Here is a 20,485-nt window from a genome sequence, read left to right as displayed (position 1 = left end):
GCGGGTTCACGCCGGGCGTACGGCCCCGGGCCGGTTGTAGCGGTACAGCTCCAGCAGCGCAATGAATACCACCGAGAGCGCGAAGGTGAGCAGCATGGAACCCAGCACAATGAGTGAGCGCACCGGCTTGAATTTCTTGGTGGCCGGATAAGCCTTCTGCACCAGGTACACGCTCGAAATCCGGCCCTTGATACTGAGTTCCGCCGTTTCGTAAGCCGAGCGGGCCGAGATGAGGCGGGTCTGCAAGTCGGCCACGCGGGTCGTGAACATGGCCAGCGAGTCGGTGCCGGCCACGTAGCTTTCCAGGTTGATGAGGTTGCCGCCGTCGGCGCGGGTCAGGCCGCGCAGCACGCGCTTGAGGCCGGCCACGTCGCCGCCGTTGGCTTCGGCCTTGCGCAGGGCCGCCTCGGTTTCGATGAGCTGCTTCACCATGTAGCGGCCCTGCATTTCGAGGCCGAAGATGCCGTAGCGGTGGCGGGCTCCCACCAGCTCGCGGCGGCTGCGCTCGTAGCTGGTGCTCAGGTAGTCGTAGCGCTGGCGATACAGCCCCAGCACCTGGCGGCGGTTTTCCAGCGTCAGTTGCTGGTTCACCGAGTCGATGACCTGCACCAGGGTATTGGCAATGCGGGCGGCCAGGTCTTTATCCTTGTCGATGAAGGTGAGCTCGATGGCGTCGCGTTCGTTATGTACGATGTCGAGGTTGCCGGTAAACTCGCTCAGCACGGCGTTATCGGCGGCGTCGTCGCCGGGCGTGCCGGCCTTGTAGTGCTGGTGCAGCTTGAACTTTTTGATGACCAGCTCGGCCACCGGCTGCGACTCGCCGATGGTGATGGCGCGGTCCAGGTCCTCGGCCCGGCCGCTGAGCTCCAGCTTGCCGCCGTCTACCAGCCGGTCAGGGTCAGTGGTTTGCGGGTTGGTGGGAATGAAGATGGCGGTGGAGCGGTACAGGTTGGGCAGCAGCAGGGCCACCACGATGCTCACAACGGCCGCCAGCGCCACGGCGCCAGCTACGAAATATTTCCAGCGGTTGATAATGGGCCCCAGGCCCACCAGCGAGAAAGAAGGTGCAGACATACAGAAAGGAAAACCGCTGGCTCCGCCTGCAAGAATTAGTTGGGCATGAGGCGGGAAAGCGGCCCGCAAAGATAGCCGGAAAATAGCCCTTCGCACCTAATTGCGCCGCTGCTCCGGCGCGTTGCGTAGCTTTGCGGGCTAAGCGCCCCGCCCCGGGGCCCATTTTCGAAATCTAGCGTTCCCTTCAGCATCAAACGGTTTTTTGGCAATATCAGCTTCGTCGTCCTGCTCAACCTGCTGGTGAAACCCGGCTGGGTGGTGGTCGAAAACATGGTGCAGGACCGGCTCGGGCACGCCACGTTTGGCCTCATCACGGCGCTCTCGGCCCTCACGCTGGTGGTGGCCGCCCTTTCCGATTTGGGCCTGACGCCCTACGCCGTACAGCGCGTAGCGGCCGAGCCGACCTTTATGGCCGAAACCTTCCCCACGCTGCTGCCCCTGCGCGGCGCGCTCAACTTCGTGGCCCTGGCCGCCATGCTGGTGGTGGGCTGGGTACTCGGCTACCGCGGCCCCGAGCTGGGTCTGCTGGCGGCCGTGGGTGCGGCACTGCTGCTGGCCCAGTACGGGCAGTTTTTGCGCGGTACGCTCCAGGCCCACCAAAAATTCAACACCGACGCCGTGCTTTCGGTGGTCGAGAAGTTTCTGCTGCTCGGGGCCGTGCTGGTGCTCATTCCGGTGGGCCTCACGCTGCCGCGCTACGTGGGTGCCCGACTAGGTGCGGCCGCTTTCACCACGGTGCTGCTATATGGGCTAATGACGCGGTTTTTCGGCCGCGTGAAGTACCGCTGGAAAGGCCCCGTGGCCCGCACCGCCCTGCGCGCCAGCCTGCCCTTCGCCCTCATGACGCTGCTCTACGGCGTGAACGAGCGCATCGATATGGTGATGCTTGAGCGCCTGGCCTCGCCCACCGAGGCCGGTTATTATGCCGGGGCCTACCGCTGGGTCGATGCCGTGATGATGTACGCCTGGACGGTGCTGCCGCTGTTTTTTGCCAAATTCGCCAGCGTGCCGAAGGATGCCGGCGCGCAGCGCGAGCTGCTGCGCTTCGGGCAGCGCATCGTCACGCTGCCGCTGCTGTTTGTGGTGGCGTTCATCTTTTTTCGGGGCGAAGTGGTGTTCTGGCAGTTCAAGCACAGCAGCCCGGCCGAAGTGGCCCGCATGACGCTCTGCCTGAAGATATTATTCGTCAACGTGCTGGTCCACGGCTTCTTTGCCATCTACAGTACGTTGCTCACCAGCACCACCCACGAGCGCGCCGTGAGCTGGCTGGTGGCCCTCAGCATCGCCCTGAATATTGGCCTGAACCTGGTGTTCCTGCCCAAATTTGGGGCCATCGCGGCTTCCGTCGATACCCTGGTTTGCGCGGCGGCTGTCTCGGTAGGCTACCTGGTGCTGGTGGCCCGCCGCACGGGCGTGGGCGTGCCCGGCCGCCTGCTGGCCCGCCTGCTGCTGTGTTTCGGGCTGTTGTGCGGGGCCTGGGCCGGCCTGCAATACGGTATGTACCTGAGCTGGTGGCTGGAGGCGGGCATCATGGCCGTGGTGTTCGGGCTGCTGGTACTGGGCACCGGCCTGGTGCGCCGCAGCGAAATCAGCCAGCTGCGGCCGGGGCAAAAAAGTTAAGAGTTAGGAGTTAAGAGTTAAAAGTCAGGAACACAGCTTCCATTCTTAACCACCAACTCTTAACTCTCAACTCCTAACTCTTAACTCAACCTCCATGCACATCGCCATAAACACCCGTTTCCTGCTGCCCGGCGACCACCTTGAAGGCATCGGCCGCTTCACCTGCGAGACGCTGGTGCGCCTTGTGGCCCAGCACCCGGAGGTTACGTTTCATTTCCTGTTCGACCGCGCTTATGATGCCCGCTACCTGTTCGGGCCCAACGTAGTACCGCACGTATTGCAGCCGCCGGCGCGGCATCCGTTCCTGTTCGTGGCGTGGTTTGAGGGAGCAGTGGCGGTGTGGCTGGCGCGGAACCGGCCGGCCGCCTTCCTCAGCCCCGACGGCTTCACGACGCTGAGCACGCGCGTGCCCCGCGTCACGGTCATCCACGACTTGGCTTTCGAGCATTTTCCGCTCGATGTTGGCCTGCTGCAACGCAAGTACTACCACTTTTTCTCGCCCCGTTTCGTCCGCGCCTCGGCGCAAATAGTAGCCGTATCGGAAGCCACAAAGGCCGACATCGTGCAGACCTACGGCACCGCGCCCGAAAAAATCAGCGTGGCCTACAACGCACCGGCCGATTTATTTCAACCTCAGTCCGAGGCCGAGCAGCGGGAAATGCGCCGAAAATTCAGCCACGGGCAGCCGTATTTTCTGTTCGTCGGGGCCTTGCAGCCGCGCAAAAACCTGGGCAACCTGCTCCGCGCCTTCGACCAGCTCAAAGCCACCGGCGGCGCGGCCGTGGCCGATGCCCAACTGCTCATCGTGGGCCGCAAGGCTTGGAAAGCCGGCCCCATCCTGGCTGCTTATGAGCAAATGCGCCACCAGTCGGCGGTGCATTTCACCGGCCGCGTAGCCGATGCCGAACTGGCCGGCCTTTATGCAGCGGCCCGGGCTACGGTGTACGTGCCTTATTTTGAAGGTTTTGGGATTCCGATTGTGGAGGCGCAGGCCAGCGGTTGCCCGGTGCTCACGTCGGGCGTCAGCTCGATGCCGGAGGTGGCGGGGGCGGGCGGCGCGCTGCTGGTCGACCCGCGTGATGTGGCCGATATTGCCGCCGGCCTGGCCCGTTTGTGGACCGATGCGGCCCTGCGCCAGCAGCTGGTGACCCGGGGGCACGAGAATCTGAGCCGGTTTTCGTGGGCGCAGAGCGCCGAAGTGCTGTGGCAGGCGATAGGCAAGGCCATCACCAAGCCGTAATATAGCGTGGTGCGCCGTGCTTCATAAAGCACCGCCCGGCCGTACTTTTGCGCCTAGTTATGGCCCGTTTGCACCCCTACAATTTCACCCACATTCTGCTGCCGCAACTGGCGTGGCGGCGTCCCTCCTCGGTGCGCCGCGAGCTGAGCGACCCGTATCTGGCCAAGGAGCTGCTGCATTACGTGTGGGACAAGGCCGCCGAAAACGTGGCCCTCATCGACCGCGTGCCGCCCAAGGGCCTGCGCCTGAGCTGGCACGAAGTAGCCGGGCGCGTCACGGCCCTGTTCCATTTGCCCGCGCCCCAGGCCACCATGGAGGCCCATTTTTCGGCTTTGGTATATGAGGAGGACGACGAGCCCGCCGAAACCGAAGCCGAGGAAACGCGCCCCCGCTACTTCACCCTCGAAGCCACGCTGGGCCTGAGCGGCCCCGCCGGCACGCCCACCGTGGTGGGCGAGTGGGCCGGCGACGTACACCGCCACCTGGGCCGCGGCCCCGCCGGCGGCCGCCCTAACACCGCCGAGGCCTTCCTCGAAGCGCTGGCCACCATGCTCGGCCCGCTGCCCGACACCAGCGTGCCATTTATGCGCATCGTCCGCTCCTGATGGCCGGTGGTTCGTTTGACTGGTTTGAAGCGGCCGTGCTCACGCGCCCGCCCCGGCTGCTGCACGCCCTGCTACCCGGCTGCGAGTGGACCGGACCGGCCGCCACGCCTGCCGGTGCGCCGCTCGTGTACCTCACGTTCGACGACGGTCCCATTCCCGACGAAACGCCCTGGGTGCTGGAGCAGCTGGCGCTGTTTCAGGCCAAAGCCACGTTTTTCTGCGTGGGCGAAAATCTGGCGCGCTACCCCGAAATTGCCCGCGCCGCCCTGGCCGCCGGTCATCGCCTCGGCAACCATACCCACCAGCACCGCAGCGCCTGGGCTACCGCCCGCCCGGCTTATCTGGCCGATGTTGCGGCTTGTCAGGGGCAAATCGATGAACTGCTGAAAAGCACGCCGGAAAGGCCGGGGCCGGCGGGGCCGCTTCTCGCTTCCCGCTCCTCGCTGCCGCTGTTTCGTCCGCCCTACGGCCGGCTTACCTGGCCGCTGCTGCCTGCGCTTCGGAATGAGTTTCGGGTCGTTATGTGGTCGGTGCTCACGCGGGACTACGACCCCGGCCTGAGCCCGGAAAGCTGCCTGCGGTTTGCGCTGGAAGCCGTGCGGGCCGGCGATGTGGTGGTGTTTCACGACAGCCGCAAGGCCAGCCCCCGGCTGCGGTTCGTGTTGCCCCGCGTGCTGGCCCACCTGGCCGGGCAGGGCTTTCAATTCGTCACGCTGTGAGCGGGCTGCTGCTGAATTTCTTAGTGATTTACCTGGCCCTGTGGCTGCTGGGCATGGCGTTCACGGCGTGGCGTTTCGCCAGCCGGCGCGGGGCCAAAGCAGCCGCAAACCTGCCCGCGCCGCTGCCCCGCGTCAGCATCCTCATTGCTGCCCGCGACGAAGAAGCCGCCCTGCCGCGCTGCCTTGCCAGCCTGCGGGCCTTAAACTATCCGGCCGAATTACTGGAAATTCTCGTCGGCGATGATGGCAGTACCGACCGTACCGCCGCCGTGGCCGCCGCCGCCATGCAGGGCTTCGCGGGCAGGTTTCGAATTATTCCCGTCACCGAAAACCGGGGCCAGGCGCGGGGCAAGGCCAACGTGCTGGCTCACCTGGCCCGGCTGGCCACCACCGATTTTTTCTTCATCACCGATGCCGATATCAGCCTGCCCAAAACCTGGGTAGCCGGCCTGCTGGCCCATGCCGCGCCGGGCGTGGGCACCGTCACGGGCATCACGACCGTGCGCGGGCCGCGCTTGTTTGACCAGTTGCAGGGCATCGACTGGCTGCTTTCGCTGAGCATGGTGCAGGTGGTGAGCGACTTGGGCCGCCCCGTCACGGCCATGGGCAACAACATGCTCGTGACCCGCGCCGCTTACGAGGCCACCGGCGGCTACGAAGCACTGCCTTTTTCCGTGACCGAAGACTTTGCCCTGTTCCAGGCCGTGCTGGCGGCGGGTTTCGGCTTCCGGCAGGTGTTTCAGGCCAATATCCGGGCCGATTCGCTGCCCATGCCCACCTGGGCGGCGCTGCTGCGGCAGCGCAAGCGCTGGCTGCGCGGGGTGGCCGGACTGCCACTGCGCCTGCGCATGGAGCTACTGTTTTTCAGTGGCTTCTGGCCGGCGCTGGTGGGCGTGGCGGCCCTGGCCGGGCCGGCCGTGGCGCTTGGATTCTGGGGTGCTAAAGTGCTGGTGCAGGGCGCGCTGGCGGCGGCGGCGCACCGCCGGGCCGGGCTGCGGCTGCGCTGGTGGCTGCTGCCGCTGTTCGAACTGTATACGCTGGGCCTGACAGGGGCCATTCTGGCGTTTCGGCTGAGTGGCGGCAAGGTGGTGTGGAAGGGGAGGAGCTACGCGTAACTGATGCCGCCCCGGTATCCGTTTCATTCTCACCCGAACCCGATGTTTGGGAGTGTGCATTACGTAACCCAAGTTGCGGAGTAGCCGCATAGCGGCGGCAGGTTTGTAGCCAAAGAGCATCAAGCGCATAAAGCCGCGTAGCGGCGACAGATTTCGGGTTAGTTCTGTCGCCGCTACGCGGCTTTTAGCTGTCAAAAAAGACGTTATCTACAAACCTGTCACCGCTACGCGGCTACTCCGCACCCTATCCGGGGTATGGAAAGGAATCTATTACCTGGCTTTCTCCACCACTACCAGCGCAATATTCACCAGGTCGGTGGCTGCATTGGGACGCATTTCGGGCGCAGGGTTGATGGCGACTTTATTCGGGTCGAACTGGCCCTGCTGGGCTAGTACGCGCTGCGTTTCCAGCAGCTTGGCCCGGCTGAAATCTTCGCCCGAGCGCAGCGGAATCAGCTTGAGCAGCGCGGCCGTGGCGGTTTTGGTGTTGCCCGTGATGCTGATGCGGCCAAGCTGCGCTTTGCGGCCTTCGGAAATGGTGAAGGCCAGGTCGGTGGCGCCGTCGGGCTGGCTGGTGGCTTTTGGTACTGCCGAGAAGAACAGGTAGCCGTGGTCCATGTAGCGCGAGGCAATATCGCCGCCTTTGGGGTCGAAGCTCAGGCGGCGGGCCACGGTGGCGGAGTCGTAGGCATCGCCGGATTTCAGGCCCAGCGCCTGGTTCAGCTCGGCCGCCGACAAGTACGTGTTGCCCTGCCAGCTGATGCGGCCAATGCGGCCCGCCGCCACCGGCGCAGTTGAGGAACCAACCGAATTATCGGCCGGAGCCGCGGTTTCCGAGGCCGGCGAGCCGACGCAGGCCGTGGCGGCCCAGGTGAAGGCAAATACGGGCACGATGAACAGAAAACGAAGCTTTTTCATGGGAGAAGAGGTTGGTTGAGTGAGCATTTGGATTCGCAGAAAAATTTGTTTGTGGGAAAAAGCATGCACCAGGGCAAAGGGCAGCTGCTGCGCCGCCAGTTTTATCAGCAGTTCGCCGTAGGGCGCGGGGTCGTACCCGGTAGGGCTGGCCGGGGTGCGGGCCACGGCGGCATCGGCCAGGTACTCATGCACCACTTTCAGCTGCCGGCCGAGGTACGGCACCGCGCCGTTGAACCAGAAAACCACGCCCAGCGCCTCTGTCAGTAGCAAATCCAGCGTGTGGCGCTGCCGGACGTGTACCTGCTCGTGCAGCAGCAGCAGTTCCCGCTCGGCCGGACTCAGCGCCTCGTGCAGCGGCGACAAAAACACGTACCGCCCAAAGGAAAACGCTGGCAAACCGGGCTCGGGCAGATGCACAATGGCGAAAGCGCCCAGGTCGGTTTGCGGATTGCGCCGCGCCAGCCGGCGCAGCGCCCGCAGGTTGCGCACGGCCGCCCCCAACTTGTAGAGCGCCCCGAGCGCATAAATAACCACCGCCCCGAAAAGCAGCAGCGCCACCCAATCCGGCCCGCTGGCCGTGGGTGCGGCCGCCGCGTGGGCCAGCGGCGCATTCAACTGCCAGCTGAGGCGAATCGGCAGGCGGGCCACGGCCGGCGCGGCGGCCGTGGCCCGCCAAGCCGCCAAGCCCGGAAAGGCCAGCAGCGGAAGCAACACGCTCGTGCCCAGCGCACCCAGCAAATACGCCCGGTTTGCGGCGAAGTAGGTGAGGCCGGCCAGCAGCAGGCGGTAGGCCAGGGCGAAGATTGCCAGGCAGAAACTGGCTTCGGCCAGGTAGAGGAGGAGGCTAGTGAGCATCGCCGTCGGGTTTGGGGCCGTTTTCGGAATTGTGGAGCAGGTCGAGCAGCTGCTGCTTTTCGCGCTGGCTCAGGGTTTCCTCCACCATGAAGGACACCAGCGCCGTGGGCGAATCATCGAAATACTGCGCCAGCATGCGCTTCAGGCTGGCGGCCCGGTATTCCATCTTGCCAATGAGCGGGAAGTACTCATACGTCTTGCCATAAGCCTTGAAGCCCACGTAGCCCTTGCGCTCCAGAATCCGCACCACCGACGAGATGGTGTTGTAAGGCGGCTTCGGGTCGTCGGGCAGATGGTCGATAACGTCTTTGATGAAAGCCTTCTTCAGCTTCCACAGCGCCTGCATAATGCGCTCTTCGGTTTTGGTCAATTCTTCCATGTCTCAAATGTATAACGGATGAATCAGTTTCAAAACTGAATAATAAGTTACGAAACTGATTCATCCGTTGATAGTCGATTTTGAGCTGACTAGCCGCTTTTTGCCGCAGAAAATGATTGCCGGCCCGCACCTTCGCCCGACCTTTGCCCCACTATGCATATCACCGATTCGCACGCCCACCTCTACTCCGAACAGTTCCGGCCCGACCGCCTGGAGGCCCTGCGCCGCGCCCAGGAAGCCGGCGTGCGGACCATCGTCATGCCCAACGTCGACCACAGCACCATTGACGCCATGCTGGAGCTCGAAGCCGAGGCCCCGGAAACCTGCTTCGCCATGATGGGCCTGCACCCGTGCTCCGTCACGCGCAATTTTGAGCAGGAATTGTATGATGTGGAAACCTGGCTGGGCCGCCGGCCCTTCGCCGCCGTGGGCGAGGCCGGCCTCGATTTGCACTGGGACAAAAGCCTGCTGGCCGAGCAGCAGCAGGCCCTGAAAATTCAACTCGACCTGGCCAAAAAACACCAGCTGCCCATCGTGCTGCACACCCGCGAAGCCTTCGCCGAAACCGTGGCCCTGGTCGAAGCCGCGCAGGATGGCACGCTGCGCGGCGTGTTCCACTGCTTTTCCGGCACGCCCGAGGAAGCGGAGCAGGTCATCAAACTCGGCTTTAAGCTGGGCATCGGCGGCGTGGCAACGTTCAAGAACGGCGGGGCCGACAAGGTGCTGCCCGGCATCGGCCTGGAGCATCTGCTGCTCGAAACCGACTGCCCATACCTCGCGCCCGTGCCGCACCGGGGCAAGCGCAACGAGCCGGCCTACCTGCCGCTGGTGCTGCGCCGCGTGGCCGCCCTGCTGGGCCTGCCCGAAGCGGAAGTGGCCGCCGCCACCACGCGCAACGCGGCGGCACTGTTCAATTTATGAAAAGAGTGGTGGCGCGAACGGGCCGTTCGCGCTATCGGCTTTAAGCGGCCTTTTCCAGGCTGGTGAGCAGGGTTTCAATCTGGTCGGAGAAGGCGTTGACCTGGTCGAGGCCGGCGCGGGCTTCTTCGAGGTGGCCGTGCTGGTAGCGGGTGGCCAGGTCCTGGCCGGTGCTCAGCATGCGCTGCAGGACGTGCTCCAACTCGCGCACGGCGGGCTGGCCGGCCGCCTGGGGCTTGAGCACGGCCTGAATCCACTGGCCCAGCGGGTTTTCGGTGAAGGAAAACAGGGCCGGCTCGGCTTCGCGCACGCTGTAGAGCACGGAGCGCAGCCGCGACTTAAAGAGCACCTGCTTTACGCGGGCCTGCTGAAAGTCGAACGAAGTAAGCGGCATAAAAGCGGGAAGAAAGAATAGAAGGGACAGGGCCGAAACCGAGAGGTAGCGGATGAGGAGCCGCAAGCCCGGCAAATGGTTGCGGGCGGCCTACCACAAATCAGGCCAAGGACGCGCCAAGGCCGGCATCGCGCCGCTTTTCTAGGGCCTGGCCGGGGGGCAGCAGCGACACGCCTACGTGCTGTCGGAACTGTCGGGCACGGTGCCATCGGGGGCCAGCAGCAGGCAGGCACCGGGGAGGCCGTGAAACCGGGCCTGGCAATGGATGGGCAGGGAAGCATCAGCCATGAGGGAGGGGGAAGCGAAGGGCCGCAAACTACGCGGCAGGCAAATGATGAAGGCGTGAAGATATTCGCCGCGGGGCAACCCGGCAGAGTCACCCGTACATCGGTACAGAATTGGGGGCCGGCTGCGATGTCCGGATGGTAGAAAACTAGCTTGGCTGCTAGTATTTTACATCGAACCGGCCATCTATCACGGTCAGCGAGTCGTGGCCGCTGAGGCTGCCGCCGTAGAGTGTGCCCGCAAACGTGCCGCTCACGGTGCGCTGCTGGCGGTCGAGCTTGCGCACGAGCAGGCGCACGGGGCGGCGGGTGCTGCTGTAGTAGCCCACATACGGAATTAGGTCGATGGCCTCCATGTATTCCCGGTAGTGGCCGGGGCGGGTTCGCACGGTGTCGTCCCCCAGCAGGTGTATTCCGCCCAACGTGTCGGAGAGGAGGAACGTGAGCCGTATTTCGCGGTCATAAAACTCCTTGCTGTTGCGCACCCCGCTCATTTCGCCGCGCACGGTGAGCAGGGGCGGTACCGCGTTGCCCCCCTCAGGCTCCAAGCGATTGGGTTCCCAAACGGTACCGATGCCCCCTTTGAGGGCGTGGCTGCCCAGCACGGTCCACACCTGCGAGCCCAGCACGCAGCCCAAGGTATTGGCCCCGGTTTCGGTGTATGGCGGCAGCTTGGCCTTCGCAAACTCTTCGTTGTTGTCGTAGTCGTTGCACGAGCGGGTGCAGGCGCTGAGCGGCAGCAGGCTAAGGTAGGTGAGGACGGTTCGAAAGCGCATGGGAAAGAGCCGCAGGGAATAGACGCGGCCCCTAAAATACATACGATTCCCTGGCTGCAGCGGGCTGCTCATCGCCTGCCACAACGGTTCATCCGCCTCATCCGACGGTTCGGAAACGGGAAGTTGAGCGTCGGGCCGTGGCACCGGCACCTTTGAGCCATTCAAACCGCCCGCCGCCATGAAAACTTCGCTACTCCCGCTACTCCTGTTGCTCCTGCTGCTGAGCGCCCCACCCGCCGCCCGCGCCCAAACCGCGCCGGCTGCCAAAACCACCCAATCCACCACGGCACCAACCCGCCTGCACGGCACCGTACGCGATGCCGCCGGCCAGCCTCTGCCGGGCGTGAACGTGTTCCTGAAAACCACCTTCGATGGGGCCAGTACCGATTCGCTGGGCCGGTTCGACTTCCGCACTGACCGTGCCGCCGGCCCGGCCGTGCTCGTGGTGAGTTTCATCGGCTACGTGCCGCAGGAGCTGCTGGTGGGCCTGGGCGAAGGCCCCATCAATCTGCCCGGCATCAAAATGAAAGCCAACCCCGCTGCCCTCGGCGACGTGGTGGTGACGGCCGGGGCCTTCGAGGCCAGCGACACCAAGCGCGGCACCTTGCTCAAGCCCCTCGACATCGTGACCACCGCCGGGGCGCTCGGCGACGTGGCCGGGGCCCTCAATGCCCTGCCCGGCACCACCCGGGTGGGGGAGGACGGCAAGCTGTTCGTGCGCGGCGGGGCGGCCTCCGAAACCAAGTACTACATCGACGGCCTGCCCGTGCAAACGCCCTACGGCGGCGCGGTGCCCAACGTGCCGGCGCGGGGCCGGTTTTCGCCCTTCCTGTTTAAGGGGCTGGTGTTCAGCACCGGCGGCTACTCGGCCGAGTACGGGCAGGCCCTGAGCGCCGTGGTGGTGCAGAACTCGACGGATTTGGCCCCCGAAACGCAGTCCAGCGTGTCGCTGATGAGCGTGGGGGCAAGCCTGGGCCGGACCCGGCGTTGGGAGCGCACCTCCGTGGCCGTGAGCGCCGACTACACCAACCTCGCGCCTTACTACAACCTCGTGCCCCAGAACCTGGGCTGGGACAAGGCCCCGCTGGCCCTGGGCGGCTCCGTCAAAGTGGCCCACAAAACAGGGCAGGCCGGCATGCTGAAAATCTACGGCACCTACAGCCGCCAGCGCCTGGCCCTGCGCCAGCCCGACGCCAGCCCCGCCTACGCCGCCGACGGCCACCCCGTGACGCTGGCCAACGACAACGCCTACCTCAACGCCACCTACCGGACCCCGCTGCGGCGCGGCTGGAGCCTGAACACCGGCCTGGCCCTGACCGTGGACGATAACCTCATCCGCCCCGACGTGCAGTCGGTGCGCGACCTCGACCAGTCGGCCGTGGCCCGGCTCGTGCTCACCAACGACTCGGCCAGCACCTGGTTCAACCTCAAAATGGGCCTCGAAGGCTACGCCCAGCGCTACCGCCAGCAGTACCAGTCCTCGGCCGAAGCAAGTACGCGGACCCTGGCCGTGGACGAGCAGCGCGGGGCCGGCTTCGTGGAAAGCGAGATGGTGCTGAGCCACCGCCTGGCCGCCCGCGTGGGGGCGCGCACCGAATATTCAGCGCTATTGAGCCAGTTCAACGCCGCGCCGCGCCTGGGCATGGCCTACAAAACCGGCGAGCACAGCCAGCTGTCGGCCGCCTGGGGCTACTTCTACCAAACGCCCACCACGGATTTGCTCCGCATCAGCCACGCCCTTGCTTTTGAGCGGGCCGAGCACTACAGCCTGCTGTATGAGCGCACCGTGCAGGACCGCACCCTGCGCGTGGAGGGCTACCAGAAAAACTACCGCCAGCTCGTGACCTACGACCGCGCCAACGTCTTCGACCCCGCCGGCTACCAGAACGCCGGCAGCGGCTACGCCCGGGGGCTCGACGTGCTGTTCCGGGACCGCAGCACCTTCAAAATGGCCGATTACTGGGTGAGCTACGGCTTTCTGGACACCCGCCGCCAGTATCGGGCCGACCCCGTGGCGGCCATCCCCACCTTCGCCGCGCGGCATAACCTGAGCGTGGTGGGCAAGTACTACGTGGCCAAAATGCACACCCAGTTCGGCTTCACCTACAGCTACGGCTCGCCCCGTCGCTACTTTGACCCCAACCAGGCCGGCTACAACCAGGCCGCCCTGCCCACCTACCAGGACCTGAGCCTGAACGTGAGCTACCTCACCCACTGGTTCAAGCAGTTCACCATCGTCTACATCTCGGCCAGCAACGTGCTCAACCGCCGCAACATCTATGGCTACACCTTCGCCGGTACCCCCGATGCTGGCGGGCAATTCCGTAGCGCCGCCGTGCTGCCGCCCGCCCCGCGCATGCTGTTTGTGGGCGTGTTTATCTCGATAAATAAGACGACCAAGGTAGATTTGGAGAAGCGGCCGGATTAGCGCGCCAGCGGGGAGCGGCGGAAACCCTTTTTGCCGCGGGGCGGGCGCGTTCAGCTAATCAGCTAACTAAAATAATGAGGGCACCAGGACCGTTGCTACCGAAATCAACCCTCTTGTTTCCACTTATGAATGCTCCGCTACGATTGCTGACCCTGGCACTATTCGCCAGCAGCACATTTGGTCTTACCAATTGCAAAAAAGACAGTGAGCCGGAACCCCAAAAACCTTCTCAGCGGGAAATATGGCTCACAACCCCGGGGTGGCGACTGGAGACTTACGCCATAGTAGAAACGACTGCCGCGGGCGTCGTCACGACGACCGATTATCCGCTCGCGGCCTTTGACCCCTGCTCCCTGGACGACCTCAGTTACTACCATGCCGACAAATCGTTTACCGTAGACGAGGGACTGGTAAAGTGCAGTGCCATTTTCCCCGGATTCCTAACCAGCGGAACCTGGGCTTTCGCGTCGAACGAAACGGAAATTGTGGTCAATCCCGACCGGGTAGGGGCCGCTCCCGTGTCGATTCGGAACCTGACGGCCACGACATTGATTTTCGCATCAGCCCCTTATACGTATCCCGACGGCACCACGTCCGTTCAGATAAGAACCTATTCGGCCCATTAAGTAGTCGTGCAGAAGTAAGAAGCGGTTTGAGTTAGTCTCTACACCGTTCCGGCGGCCCCAAAACCTCATTCAAACAGCTTCTTAGCGCCGCCCGAACCGGTAGCGCAGGCCCAGCGCGCTGCTGCTGGTGAGGCCCTGGAAATGGCCCGTCGGACTGTCGCTGGTCAGGGCCTTGTTGAGGGTGAAGTCGTAGGTGAGCTCGAAATGCTGGCTCAGGCGAACCCGGGTGCCCAGGCCGGCCGTGAGCAGTAGCGTATTGCGGGCGGCGCGGGAGCTGTAGGGATTCACAATGAGCGCGCCGCCGAGGCTGTCGGCCCGGGTGCCGCGCTCGAAGCCGCTGCTGTGCTCCAGGGTGAAGCCGCCCAGCGCGTCGAACTGCACCCGGTGGGCCGGGTTGCGGGTGAGGGTGTAGCGGGCCAGCACCGCTACCGAGGCGTTGCGCAGGGTGCTGGTGGCGTATTCGTGGAAGTAAGTGCCCCTGGTGGGACTGGTGGGATTGTAGGCGAGCCCCACGTTGGCGAAATGGGCAGTGTTGCCGCTGTAGGCCACGCCCACCTGCACGGCCAGGCGCGGGCGCAGCCGGTAGCCGGCCACGAGCTGTACCGGCAACCGCACGGGGGTGTCGTAGCCCGACTGGCCGCCCAGCAGCTGGTAGTAGCTGCTATAGGCCCCCAGCCCGATGTAGAAGCGGGGCGCGGCCGACGGTTCGGGCGTGGTTTGGGCGTGGGTGGGGAGGGCAGCGGCGAGGAGCAGGCCACCGAGGGCAAAGGGAAGGAAACGCATGGAATGGGGAGAGGAAAGTGGCGTGTATTGGCGGGACGGGGCAACGGCACTGTGCGGACGCGCGGCCCGCGACCGGAAAAAGCGGGGCCGGCCCGCATTACCGCCCAAACCGGTAGCGTAGGCCCAGGGCCTGGCTCGTGGTGAGGGTATTGATGCCGGTGATGGCGGTGCCGAAAACGTTATTGTTGTTGTTCAGGGCTTTGTTCACGGTGAAGTCGTAGGTAAGCTCGACGCGGCGGCTCAGGCGGTAGCGGGCCCCCACGCCGCCGGTGAGCAGGTAGGTGTTTTGCGTGAAATTGACATCGTAGTTATTGGTTGTGGATGTGCCCTGGGAGGCATTGGTCTGGGTGCCCTGGTTGGCGCTGCGGCGATGTTCCAGGGTGAAGCCGCCCAGCGCATCGAACTGCAGCCGGTGGGCCGGGTCGGCGGTGATGGTGTACCGGGCCAGGGCCGAAATGGAGGTTTGCCACTGGGAAATGTGGCCTTCGGTGCTGGTGTAGGGCGACGGCGTGCCCGGCGTAGGGCTGCTGTACACGATGGTCTGGCCGTAGCGCGACTGGTCGGTGCTGTAGGCCACGCCCACCTGCCCGGCCAGGCGGGGGCTGAACCGGTAGCCCGCCGTGAGCTGCACCGGCAGCCGAAACCGATTGTCGAGGCCCAGCGAGGAATTACCCACCTGCTGGTAGTAGCTGCTATAGGCCCCCAGCCCGATGTAGAAGCGGGGCGCGGCCGATGGTTCGGGCGTGGTTTGGGCGTGGGTGGGGAGGGCAGCGGCGAGGAGCAGGCCACCGAGGGCAAAGGGAAGGAAACGCATGAGCAGGGGAGAGGAAAGTGGGTTGGACTACTGCTAAGAGCAACCGGGCCGCCCAGGCGTTGCACGGCCGAAGCCAGAAAGCGCAAAAAAGTTGTCGCCCGCTGGTCGGCCCCGCCCGACGGTTCATCCGCTTCATCCGACGCTTCGGGAACAGCCATTTTTCCCGGCCCCGGCCCACCGCCACCTTTGAATCATCAACCACGGCAGCTCACCCTTCACCCCAACAACTTCAAGCCCCAATCCCATGAAAACCCTCGTCCTCACCCTCACTTTCGCCGCCGCCTCGCTCGCCGCCAGCGCCCAGGCCCAACCCGCCGCCGCCCCGGCTGCTAAAACCACCGCCCTGCCAGCTATTACCACCGCTGCCGCGCCCGCCGATGCCTACACCACCCTGATGGCCGCCACCATCACCGAGCTCCTGAGCACCGGCGACCCGGTGGCCCTCAAGGCCGTGGCCGCCAAGCTGGAGCGCGCCGCCACCGTGGCCCCCGCCGACTGGCTGCCCCGCTACTACCAGGCCTATGCGTTGGTCATTAGCGTGTTTCAGAGCAAGGAAGACGGCGATGCCAAAGACAAAACCCTCGACCAGGCCGAAGCCGCCCTCGCCCAGGCCCGCCAGCTGCACGGCGACGAGTCGGAGCTGCTCGCCCTGCAAGCCTACGCCTACCAGGCCCGCCTGGGCATCGCGCCCATGGCCCGCTCGCAGCAATACTCCGAAATGGTGGGCGAGGCCGTGGCCAAAGCCCAGGCCCTGAACCCCGCCAACCCGCGTCCCTACCTCGTGGAGGCCAACAACGTGAACTTCACGCCCAAGATGTTTGGCGGCGGGCCTGAGGCTGCCAAGCCGCTCTACGAGCAGGCCCAGGCCAGGTTTGCCGCCTTTGTGCCCGCCGGCCCGCTGGCTCCCAACTGGGGCCAGCGCCAGCTGCAAGGCCGGATGAAGCAGTACGAAACGCCCACCACGGCGGCGAAGTAGGGCATAGGCTGGCGCAGACCAACAGAACGTCATTCTTCGGCAGGCTCAGCATGACGTTCTTTTAACCGCCTGCGCAATTTATCATCCCCGCCGCCCCTTACTTTGATGGAAACTTCCCTGCCCGCCGCCGTGGCCCTTCCTCATTCTGCTTCCTGCGCTCCTGCGGCCCCCGCCCCAGCAGCCGCGCCGGCCCAGCCCTGGGTCACCACCACCGAGCCCTCGCAGCTGCGCAGCATCTGGGCGCGGCGCTGGTGGATACTGCTGGGCACGGCTGGCTTCGCCTTCTCCAACGAGCATCAGCCCTGGCTGAACCCGGTCAATTACGGCATCAGCTTCGCGATTTCGCTGCTGTACTTCGTAGGGCTGTGGCTGGCCAACGGCTACACCTCCGACTGGCTGAACCACCGCATGGGCTGGACCGAGCGGCCCATGCGCCGGCTGCTGCTCACGGTGGGGGCCTCGGTGATGGCCTCGATGGCTGTGATTATGGTGCTGGGCGAGGCCATTACGCTGCTGTTGTGGCATAAGTCGCCGGGCTTTATTTTTCAGCACAACGTGCTGGGCCAGATGGTGGCCCCGCTGGTGATGACGGTGATTATTTCGCTGTTTATGCACTCGCGCTCCTTTCTGCTGGGCTGGCGCGAGGCCACGGTGCGCGCCGAGCGCCTCGAAAAGGAAACCGCCATTGCCCGCCTCGACTCCCTGCGCCGGCAGGTGGACCCGCACTTTCTGTTCAACTCCCTGAACGCGCTGACCAGCCTGGTGGAGGAAAACGACCCCGCCCGGGCCGTCCGCTTTATCCGGCAGCTCTCGCAGGTGTACCGCTACGTGCTCGACTCCGAAAGCCAGGAGCTGGTGCCCCTGGCCGATGAGATTGCCTTCGCCGAAAGCTACTTGTACCTCCAGAAAACCCGCCTCGGCAACGCCCTGGCGGTGGAAATGGACCTGCCGCCGGCGGCAGTGGCCCCGTACTACGTACCGCCCCTGGCCCTGCAATTACTGCTCGAAAATGTGGTGAAGCACAATGCCGCCTACCAAACCGACCCGCTGCACCTGCGCGTGACCTTGGACCCCATCGCCCACACCCTGACGGTGCGCAACACCCGCCGCCCACGCCGCCTAGCCCCGGGCGAGTCGTCGGGCCGGGGCCTGGCCAACCTGGCCGCCCGCTACGCTTTCCTGACGAGCCAGCCGCTGGCGGTTGGCGAGGAAAACGGCGAGTTTGTGGTGACGCTGCCGCTGCTGGTGCTGTAAGCGGGGATGTTTAGGCAACAAAAGAACGTCATGCCTCATCTGGCATCCGCTTGCCGAAGCATCTCTGCCGCGTGAGTAATCCATTCGATTGGGTTTATTTGCGCGGTAGAGATGCTTCGGCTGCGCTCAGCAGGACGTTCTCTTGAAGCTCAATCACCGCTTACCGCTCCAATGCCCCTCCACTGTATCATCGTCGAAGACGAACCCCTGGCCGCCCGCCGCCTGGCCGATATGCTGGCCCGCCAGCCCGAGCCGTTCGAAATCCTGGGCACCGCCGAATCAGTGGTCCAGGCGGTGGCCCTGCTGCGGGAAATAGCGCCCGACGTGCTGTTTCTCGACATCAACCTGGCCGATGGCCTGAGCTTCGAGATTTTTGAGCAGGTGGCGGTGCGCTGCCCGGTCATCTTCACCACGGCCTACGACCAGTACGCGCTCCAGGCCTTCAAGGTGAACAGCGTGGACTACCTGCTCAAGCCCATCGATGCCGATGAGCTGGCCGCCGCGGTGGCCAAGCTGCGCCAGCGCCTGCCCGCTACGCCCGCGCCAGTTGCCGCGCCGGCCTTCGACCCCGCGCTGCTGGCCCAGCTCATGCAGCAGATGCAGCAAAGTGCCGCACCAGCCACCAGCTACAAAACCCAGTTTGTGGTGCGCGTGGGCGAGCACTTGAAAGTGGTGCCCCTCGACCAGATTGCCTACTTTTTCAGCCTCGAAAAAGCCACCTTCCTGCAAACCGCCGAGGGCCGCAAGTTCGTGGTCGACTACACGATGGACCAGCTCGAAAACCTGCTCGACCCGCGCCGCTTCTTCCGCCTCAATCGCGCCTACCTGGCCCAGCAGTCGGCCATTCAGGACATCATCCACTACACCAACTCCCGCCTGCAAACCGTGCTCAAGCCCACCGCGCCCGATGCCCAGGTGCTGGTGAGCCGCGAGAAGGTGAACACGTTCAAGAGCTGGCTGGACCGGTAGGGAAGGAGTGGGGAACGGAAATAAAAAGGAACGTCATGCTGAGCTTGTCGAAGCCTGACGTTCTACTTGTTCGCTCCCCACTACTCCGCCCGCAGCCGGCCCAGCTCCAGCACGAAGCCGGGCAGTACCGGGCCGGCCGTCAGGTCCTGGTCGAAGCCGACCACGGGGCGCACGGGCTGGCCGGGCTCGAAAATATAAACCGACTCGGTGCCGGGGGCAATGAGCCAGCCCAGCCGGGCTCCGGCTTCGAGCCAGTGCTCCATCTTGCGCATGGTATCGGTGAGGCGGTCGGTAGGCGAGAGCAGCTTCACCACAAAATCGGGGCAGATGCGGGCGAAGCCGCGCCGGTCGTCGAGGCTTAGGGCATTCCAATTACCCTGAGCTATCCAGCTGGCATCGGGCGAGAGCATGGCCCCGGTATTGAGGCTGAAGCCGGAGGAGGAATCAAACGTCTTACCCAACTGGTGCTGGCGGTTCCAATGGGCTAACTGGTAATTGATTTCGCTATTGGAGGCACCAGTTTCAGAATTAGTGGGGGGCATAATGGTGATTTGGTGGTGGGCATCGCGCTCAATGCGTTGGTCGCGGTTGTCCATGCAGAACTGGAAGAACTCTTCGTCGGTGAGGCGTTCGAGCACGGGGCTTTTTAGGGTAATGGCGGTCATGGCAAAGGGGATTAGAGCAACAAGATACGCCGAAAACTACCCTTCCAGCCAGGCTTTCAGGGCCGGGGCCTTCTCGCGGCTCACCAGGATTTCTTCGGCCGGCGCGGGGTATAAATCAACCAACAGCTTGCCGCCGAAATGCGGGTGCAGGCGGCGTACGGCCGGCAATTGGGCCAGCAGCTGGCGGTTGAGGCGGAAGAACCGGGCGGGGTCGAGCAGGCCTTCGAGCTGCTCCAGGGTGTAGTCGAGCACGAAGCGGCGGCCGTCGGTGGTCACCAGCGTCACGGTTTCGTTCCGGCTCAGAAACCACGCCGCCTCGGCCACCGGCAGCGGCAGCAGCTGCTCGCCCTGCCGCACCAGAAACCGCGTTTTGTAGGGCCGCAGGGCATCGAGCATGCGCTCGATGGAGTGAATTGAGTTAAGAGTTGAGCCAACAGCATTTGCCGAATCAACTCTTAACTCTTCACTTTTAACTCTTAACTGATTTAACTCAGACCATTGCCGCAGCTTGGCCAGGGCGGCTTGCAGCTCGCCCAGCTTCACGGGCTTGAGCAGATATGCCACGCTGTGGGCCTGGAAAGCGCGGATGGCGTACGCATCGAAGGCGGTGGTGAAGATGACCGGGCTGGGCACCACGGCCTGCTCCCAGATTTCGAGGCTCAGCCCATCGGCCAGCTGAATGTCGCTGAGAATAAGGTCGGGCGCGGGGTAGGTGGCCAGCCAGGCCAGCGCCCCGGCCACTGTATCGAGCACGGCCAGCACCTGCGCATCGGGGGCGGCTTGCAGCAGCAGGCGTTGCAGGCGCTCGGCGGCGGGGTATTCGTCTTCGAGGAGCAGAACGGTCATGGGCGAAGAAGCGGAAGCTGGCGGGCATTTGCCAGAATCGAGTCCGATTTATTGAAATTGAGTTCGTTTTGGCAAACCTGAACTCCGGTTTGGTAAATCCGGACTCCGGTTTGGTAAATCCGGACTCCGGTTTGGTAAATCCGGACTCCGGTTTGGCAAACCGGAACTCAAGTTTGGCAAATCCGGACTCAGTTTCAGCAAACCGGAACTCAAGTTTGGCAAACCTG

The 20,485-nt window shown here is 64.3% G+C and carries 20 protein-coding genes; 11 read left to right on the top strand and 9 right to left on the bottom strand.

Going from position 1 to position 20,485, the window contains the following annotated elements; translation table 11 throughout:
* Positions 1-6: 6 nt before the first annotated feature.
* Positions 7-1,074, bottom strand: coding sequence for a hypothetical protein (locus ACVWYF_RS04190; protein ID WP_457064926.1), 1,068 nt, complete (start codon positions 1,072-1,074; stop codon positions 7-9).
* A 189-nt stretch (positions 1,075-1,263) separates the two neighbouring features.
* Between ACVWYF_RS04190 and ACVWYF_RS04185 the strand changes: the two genes are divergently transcribed.
* From ACVWYF_RS04185 to ACVWYF_RS04165, 5 genes are all read left to right on the top strand, one after another.
* The gene (locus ACVWYF_RS04185; RefSeq protein WP_457065087.1) at positions 1,264-2,694 is read left to right on the top strand and encodes an oligosaccharide flippase family protein; all 1,431 of its coding nucleotides are present in this window, start codon (positions 1,264-1,266) and stop codon (positions 2,692-2,694) included.
* Between the two features lie 94 nt (positions 2,695-2,788).
* Complete coding sequence (locus tag ACVWYF_RS04180; RefSeq protein ID WP_457064924.1) at positions 2,789-3,934, top strand: glycosyltransferase family 4 protein; 1,146 nt, start codon at positions 2,789-2,791, stop codon at positions 3,932-3,934.
* Between the two features lie 59 nt (positions 3,935-3,993).
* The gene (locus ACVWYF_RS04175; RefSeq protein WP_457064922.1) at positions 3,994-4,539 is read left to right on the top strand and encodes a hypothetical protein; all 546 of its coding nucleotides are present in this window, start codon (positions 3,994-3,996) and stop codon (positions 4,537-4,539) included.
* Positions 4,539-5,258, top strand: a complete 720-nt coding sequence (locus ACVWYF_RS04170) for a polysaccharide deacetylase family protein (RefSeq protein ID WP_457064920.1) — start codon at positions 4,539-4,541, stop codon at positions 5,256-5,258. The genes ACVWYF_RS04175 and ACVWYF_RS04170 overlap by 1 nt, the downstream gene beginning before the upstream one ends.
* Complete coding sequence (locus tag ACVWYF_RS04165) at positions 5,255-6,373, top strand: glycosyltransferase (RefSeq protein WP_457064918.1); 1,119 nt, start codon at positions 5,255-5,257, stop codon at positions 6,371-6,373. The genes ACVWYF_RS04170 and ACVWYF_RS04165 overlap by 4 nt, the downstream gene beginning before the upstream one ends.
* Positions 6,374-6,643: 270 nt before the next feature.
* Here ACVWYF_RS04165 and ACVWYF_RS04160 read toward each other — a convergent pair whose 3' ends face one another.
* Together ACVWYF_RS04160 and ACVWYF_RS04155 are read right to left on the bottom strand one after the other, a co-directional pair.
* A complete protein-coding gene (locus ACVWYF_RS04160) occupies positions 6,644-8,146 on the bottom strand; it encodes a POTRA domain-containing protein (RefSeq protein WP_457064916.1) in 1,503 nt (500 codons plus the stop codon).
* Entirely contained in the window at positions 8,136-8,525 is a 390-nt protein-coding gene (locus ACVWYF_RS04155) for a BlaI/MecI/CopY family transcriptional regulator (protein WP_457064913.1), read from the bottom strand. Before ACVWYF_RS04155 ends, ACVWYF_RS04160 begins: the two co-directional genes overlap by 11 nt.
* Before the next feature lie 153 nt (positions 8,526-8,678).
* Here ACVWYF_RS04155 and ACVWYF_RS04150 point away from each other — a divergent pair, with 153 nt between their 5' ends.
* Entirely contained in the window at positions 8,679-9,446 is a 768-nt protein-coding gene (locus ACVWYF_RS04150; RefSeq protein ID WP_457064910.1) for a TatD family hydrolase, read from the top strand.
* 40 nt (positions 9,447-9,486) lie between these two features.
* Here the strand turns inward: ACVWYF_RS04150 and ACVWYF_RS04145 are convergent, their stop codons facing one another.
* Entirely contained in the window at positions 9,487-9,837 is a 351-nt protein-coding gene (locus tag ACVWYF_RS04145) for a hypothetical protein (protein WP_457064908.1), read from the bottom strand.
* A 445-nt stretch (positions 9,838-10,282) separates the two neighbouring features.
* Positions 10,283-10,897 (bottom strand): hypothetical protein, encoded by a 615-nt coding sequence (locus ACVWYF_RS04140; RefSeq protein WP_457064906.1) that lies wholly within the window; start codon positions 10,895-10,897, stop codon positions 10,283-10,285.
* Positions 10,898-11,075: 178 nt separating this feature from the next.
* Here ACVWYF_RS04140 and ACVWYF_RS04135 point away from each other — a divergent pair, with 178 nt between their 5' ends.
* Both ACVWYF_RS04135 and ACVWYF_RS04130 read left to right on the top strand, forming a co-directional pair.
* Positions 11,076-13,325 (top strand): TonB-dependent receptor, encoded by a 2,250-nt coding sequence (locus tag ACVWYF_RS04135; protein WP_457064904.1) that lies wholly within the window; start codon positions 11,076-11,078, stop codon positions 13,323-13,325.
* 125 nt (positions 13,326-13,450) lie between these two features.
* Entirely contained in the window at positions 13,451-13,951 is a 501-nt protein-coding gene (locus ACVWYF_RS04130; protein ID WP_457064902.1) for a hypothetical protein, read from the top strand.
* Positions 13,952-14,032: 81 nt separating this feature from the next.
* Here ACVWYF_RS04130 and ACVWYF_RS04125 read toward each other — a convergent pair whose 3' ends face one another.
* Positions 14,033-14,734 carry an outer membrane beta-barrel protein gene (locus ACVWYF_RS04125; protein WP_457064900.1) on the bottom strand — a complete coding sequence of 234 codons (702 nt, stop codon included), beginning with the start codon at positions 14,732-14,734 and terminating at the stop codon, positions 14,033-14,035.
* 97 nt (positions 14,735-14,831) lie between these two features.
* A complete protein-coding gene (locus ACVWYF_RS04120; protein WP_457064898.1) occupies positions 14,832-15,548 on the bottom strand; it encodes an outer membrane beta-barrel protein in 717 nt (238 codons plus the stop codon).
* 244 nt (positions 15,549-15,792) lie between these two features.
* Here ACVWYF_RS04120 and ACVWYF_RS04115 point away from each other — a divergent pair, with 244 nt between their 5' ends.
* The 3 genes from ACVWYF_RS04115 (at position 15,793) to ACVWYF_RS04105 (ending at position 18,747) form a co-directional block, all read left to right on the top strand.
* Positions 15,793-16,524, top strand: coding sequence for a hypothetical protein (locus tag ACVWYF_RS04115; RefSeq protein ID WP_457064897.1), 732 nt, complete (start codon positions 15,793-15,795; stop codon positions 16,522-16,524).
* A 105-nt stretch (positions 16,525-16,629) separates the two neighbouring features.
* Positions 16,630-17,778 (top strand): sensor histidine kinase, encoded by a 1,149-nt coding sequence (locus ACVWYF_RS04110; protein ID WP_457064895.1) that lies wholly within the window; start codon positions 16,630-16,632, stop codon positions 17,776-17,778.
* A gap of 171 nt (positions 17,779-17,949) precedes the next feature.
* Entirely contained in the window at positions 17,950-18,747 is a 798-nt protein-coding gene (locus tag ACVWYF_RS04105) for a LytR/AlgR family response regulator transcription factor (protein ID WP_457064893.1), read from the top strand.
* Positions 18,748-18,827: 80 nt separating this feature from the next.
* On the opposite strand, the gene ACVWYF_RS04100 is transcribed toward ACVWYF_RS04105, so the two are convergent.
* Together ACVWYF_RS04100 and ACVWYF_RS04095 are read right to left on the bottom strand one after the other, a co-directional pair.
* Positions 18,828-19,412, bottom strand: a complete 585-nt coding sequence (locus ACVWYF_RS04100) for a Uma2 family endonuclease (RefSeq protein ID WP_457064891.1) — start codon at positions 19,410-19,412, stop codon at positions 18,828-18,830.
* Between the two features lie 36 nt (positions 19,413-19,448).
* Positions 19,449-20,258 (bottom strand): LytR/AlgR family response regulator transcription factor, encoded by an 810-nt coding sequence (locus ACVWYF_RS04095; RefSeq protein ID WP_457064889.1) that lies wholly within the window; start codon positions 20,256-20,258, stop codon positions 19,449-19,451.
* Positions 20,259-20,485 lie beyond the last annotated feature (227 nt).

It is taken from the genome of Hymenobacter sp. UYAg731 (assembly GCF_054061335.1).
Note: the sequence above shows the minus strand (reverse complement) of the source record. Positions and strands in the feature narration are given on the sequence as shown.

Excerpts from the sequence above, each read along its gene's own strand:
- ACVWYF_RS04190 (WP_457064926.1), bottom strand. The coding sequence starts at position 1,074 with ATGTCTGCACCTTCTTTCTCGCTGGTGGGCCTGGGGCCCATTATCAAC.
- ACVWYF_RS04180 (WP_457064924.1), top strand. The coding sequence starts at position 2,789 with ATGCACATCGCCATAAACACCCGTTTCCTGCTGCCCGGCGACCACCTT.
- ACVWYF_RS04175 (WP_457064922.1), top strand. The coding sequence starts at position 3,994 with ATGGCCCGTTTGCACCCCTACAATTTCACCCACATTCTGCTGCCGCAA.
- ACVWYF_RS04170 (WP_457064920.1), top strand. The coding sequence starts at position 4,539 with ATGGCCGGTGGTTCGTTTGACTGGTTTGAAGCGGCCGTGCTCACGCGC.
- ACVWYF_RS04160 (WP_457064916.1), bottom strand. The coding sequence starts at position 8,146 with ATGCTCACTAGCCTCCTCCTCTACCTGGCCGAAGCCAGTTTCTGCCTG.
- ACVWYF_RS04155 (WP_457064913.1), bottom strand. The coding sequence starts at position 8,525 with ATGGAAGAATTGACCAAAACCGAAGAGCGCATTATGCAGGCGCTGTGG.
- ACVWYF_RS04150 (WP_457064910.1), top strand. The coding sequence starts at position 8,679 with ATGCATATCACCGATTCGCACGCCCACCTCTACTCCGAACAGTTCCGG.
- ACVWYF_RS04145 (WP_457064908.1), bottom strand. The coding sequence starts at position 9,837 with ATGCCGCTTACTTCGTTCGACTTTCAGCAGGCCCGCGTAAAGCAGGTG.
- ACVWYF_RS04140 (WP_457064906.1), bottom strand. The coding sequence starts at position 10,897 with ATGCGCTTTCGAACCGTCCTCACCTACCTTAGCCTGCTGCCGCTCAGC.
- ACVWYF_RS04135 (WP_457064904.1), top strand. The coding sequence starts at position 11,076 with ATGAAAACTTCGCTACTCCCGCTACTCCTGTTGCTCCTGCTGCTGAGC.
- ACVWYF_RS04130 (WP_457064902.1), top strand. The coding sequence starts at position 13,451 with ATGAATGCTCCGCTACGATTGCTGACCCTGGCACTATTCGCCAGCAGC.
- ACVWYF_RS04125 (WP_457064900.1), bottom strand. The coding sequence starts at position 14,734 with ATGCGTTTCCTTCCCTTTGCCCTCGGTGGCCTGCTCCTCGCCGCTGCC.
- ACVWYF_RS04120 (WP_457064898.1), bottom strand. The coding sequence starts at position 15,548 with ATGCGTTTCCTTCCCTTTGCCCTCGGTGGCCTGCTCCTCGCCGCTGCC.
- ACVWYF_RS04115 (WP_457064897.1), top strand. The coding sequence starts at position 15,793 with ATGAAAACCCTCGTCCTCACCCTCACTTTCGCCGCCGCCTCGCTCGCC.
- ACVWYF_RS04110 (WP_457064895.1), top strand. The coding sequence starts at position 16,630 with ATGGAAACTTCCCTGCCCGCCGCCGTGGCCCTTCCTCATTCTGCTTCC.
- ACVWYF_RS04105 (WP_457064893.1), top strand. The coding sequence starts at position 17,950 with ATGCCCCTCCACTGTATCATCGTCGAAGACGAACCCCTGGCCGCCCGC.
- ACVWYF_RS04100 (WP_457064891.1), bottom strand. The coding sequence starts at position 19,412 with ATGACCGCCATTACCCTAAAAAGCCCCGTGCTCGAACGCCTCACCGAC.
- ACVWYF_RS04095 (WP_457064889.1), bottom strand. The coding sequence starts at position 20,258 with ATGACCGTTCTGCTCCTCGAAGACGAATACCCCGCCGCCGAGCGCCTG.